Annotated in this window: 1 protein-coding gene and 1 pseudogene; both read right to left on the bottom strand. The window is 57.0% G+C overall.

The window, feature by feature from the left end; translation table 11 throughout:
* Positions 1-247 (bottom strand): annotated as a pseudogene (gene glyA / locus ACR0B0_RS20820) (serine hydroxymethyltransferase); the annotation flags it as partial.
* Positions 248-269: 22 nt separating this feature from the next.
* On the bottom strand, positions 270-2,900 hold the full coding sequence (locus ACR0B0_RS20815; RefSeq protein WP_480649418.1) for a phosphoenolpyruvate carboxylase: 2,631 nt from the start codon (positions 2,898-2,900) through the stop codon (positions 270-272).
* Between the last annotated feature and the right edge of the window lie 90 nt (positions 2,901-2,990).

Below are 2,990 nucleotides of genomic sequence, written 5' to 3'. Positions count from 1 at the left end.
TTTCAGCGATATCAACGAATTGGCAGCCGCCGTAATACCGCCGACCAGGATAGCCTTCGGCGTATTTGTTGGTCATCACCGAGCCCTGCGCCTCCATCACGGCGGCTGAGACGATGTTCTCGGACGCGATCAGCTCGATCTCGTCGCGCTGGCGGCCCAGCTCAGATGTGATCGAGCCAAAAAGCTCAGGGTCACGGTCGGATAGGGATTGGGTGAAAAAACCGTCTAGACGATGCGGGACATTCACGGGGCATATCTCCTGAAATTGGTTAGCCGGTCCAGCCAAGGCCAGCGGAAATAGCGTTCATGGATTGCAGTAGCGGCACAGGGACTGATCCTGCTTGCGATTTGTTTCGGGCTTGTTGCAGCAGTTCGACTTGCAATGCGTGAATGCGAGCCAGCTCCGCCCGTTTGCGATCAAATCGTTCGCACAGCCGGGGAAAACGGTGACCTATTGTCTGACCGCCAGTCAGAAACTGCACAGCGCTGCAAGCGTTATCGAATTCTGTTTTGATCGCCTGAGAGATGCTTTGGCGGATATACTTATCGCGCACCAGTTCGCCGTATTGCGTGACGATGCCCATATCAGCCTGATAGAGCGATTTCTCCATCTCATCGACAGCGAGGCGGAACAGGCGAGATTTCTGAAACATTTCTTGCAAAACTTCGTCACCGCGCGAACCTCGGAATTTGCGAAAGCTGGCCATGGCTGCACCAAACCCGTACCAACCGGTAATCAGGTGGCGGTTCTGCGACCACGCAAAAACCCATGGAATAGCCCGCAGATCATCGAGACTAGCTGCGCCGAACCGACGGGTCGGGCGGGAGCCGATTTTTAGGCGAGCAAGTTCCTCGACGGGGCTGGCCTGCTGGAAGTAGTCCAGAAAACCCGGCATCTGCAGAAGCGATACATAGGCTGTTTGCGACAGTTCCGATAGGGCATCCAGCGCATCGTCAAATTCGGGCCGGGGCGGGGTTTCGCTGGGGTTAGCCGTATGTCGAAGCGTGCTTGAGAGCAGTAATTCCAGATGCGCTGCAGCTGTGCCGCGGTTAGCATACTTGGTCGAAACAACCTCACCCTGTTCCGTAACACGCAAGCGTCCGGCAATGGTTCCGCTGGGTTGTGCGGCGATGGCGCGCCCGGTAGGTGCTCCGCCCCGGCTGACGGAGCCGCCGCGCCCATGAAAAAATGTAGCCTTGAAACCTTGCGAGGCCAGTGCTGTGACGATCCTTCGTTGCGCGCGCTCCAATTCCCAGGTTGAACAGAAATAGCCGCCATCCTTGCCACTATCTGAGTAACCCAGCATCACCTCGATCACGTTACCTTCGGTTTTAAGGCTGCGGCGGGAAAGCGGAACATCAAGAACGTCCAGCAATATCGCTGGGGCATTGCGCAGGTCGGCAATCGTCTCGAACAGTGGGACCACTGATAAATCCAGAGTTTCGGACCCGAATCCTGCGTACCGGGCCAGAAGATAGACACCGAGAATGTCGTCGGCGGAACGGGTCATTGACAGGATGAATGGTCCGATAGCCTTGGGGTCTGGTCCCGATCGAACGCTGTAGACAAGTGTCAGGAGGGCAAGGAGCTCTTGGGCCTGATCACTCAGCGCTTCCCGATTTTGATAGGGCAAGTTCTGATCGGCCAATTCGGCCCGCAAACGGGCAGACCATTCGGGCGTACCATATTCCAATGCCTGCCCGGATTGTGACCAAATTTCGGCCAGAACATCGGTTGTGACGGTGGAATTCTGGCGTATGTCCAGCGTTGCGGTACGGAACCCAAAAACCGCTGCGGCCCGGCGCAGTGGGCGGATATGTCTTCGCGCCAGATTTTCGGCTTTGACCGCGCATAAAGCGGCATCAAGCGCGTTTAGATCGTTCACGAATTGCGAAATGTGGTTATAGCCGTCTTTTATCAGCCGAAGGCGTAAGGCATCCAGAGCCTTCCGGAACGGTTCGTTCTGATTGCGGCCAGTGTCCGGAGCCCGGTCGACAATTTCTTGTACACGTGTCCTGTGTGGTTCGGGCAGCGGCAATATGAGCGCACTGATACTCAGCTTGCTTGCGGCTTGTTTAAGGGCTTGACCGTAGAGGTCCAGAACCGTTTCGCGCCCACGTTGCAAGGCCAGCGCGGTCATCTCTGTCGTGACATTCGGATTGCCGTCCCGGTCGCCTCCGATCCAGCTGTGAAAGCGAATACTGGGCGTTTTGCTCAAGGTCTTTCCCAGCATGTGCAGGCAGGCTTGATCGAACCGATCCATGACTTGCGGGACAGCGTCAAAGATTGCGTCCCTGAAGAATTGCAAACCCCACTCGATCTCATCGTGCAGGCTTGGCCGCGTCAGGCGAAGTTCACCGGTCAGCCACAGGAGGTCAATTTCACCTTCCAGGTTTTTCAGCAATTCGGCGCGCTCAGTTGGAGTCCAGCGTTGCGTTTCAAGACTGACAAGGTTGCGATAAATCCGCCGGTGGATTTCCAGTACGGTGACCCGTTTGGCCTCGGTTGGATGCGCGGTTAGGGTGGGTCCGGCACACAGATTAGCGGTCAGTTTTTCCATTGGGCTGTCTGCCAGGGACAGGTCAGACAACACCTCGGCAAACCCGCCTTCGACCGCTTCGGGCCCGCTATTGGTCTCGGTCAGTCGACGATCTCTGACTTCGGCGTTTTCATCGATGATACGCAACAGTTGGAACCATATAGACAGGGCCTGCAAATAGGGCGTCGCCTCGGGCCCGGTGGGGATGGATTGCAGCGGTGAGGCCCCGGCCCATGTCGCTACATGCGGCGCCCGTTTCATCAGAATGTTCCGCCACAACGCCCGCAGTTCCGAGCGCAACCCATCAGCATAGCTTGGCCGGTTCAGGGGGGACTGAATATTTTGGGCCAGCGCTTGCATCAGATCACCCGGTCACGTGGTTCACGGCCTTGGAAAAAGTCACTCAGATTATCGAGAACGCGGAAGCCCATCGCTTCGCGGGCCTCGCGC

Source organism: Ruegeria sp. BA12 (genome assembly GCF_056539625.1).
This window is presented reverse-complemented; position numbering and strand designations above follow the sequence as displayed.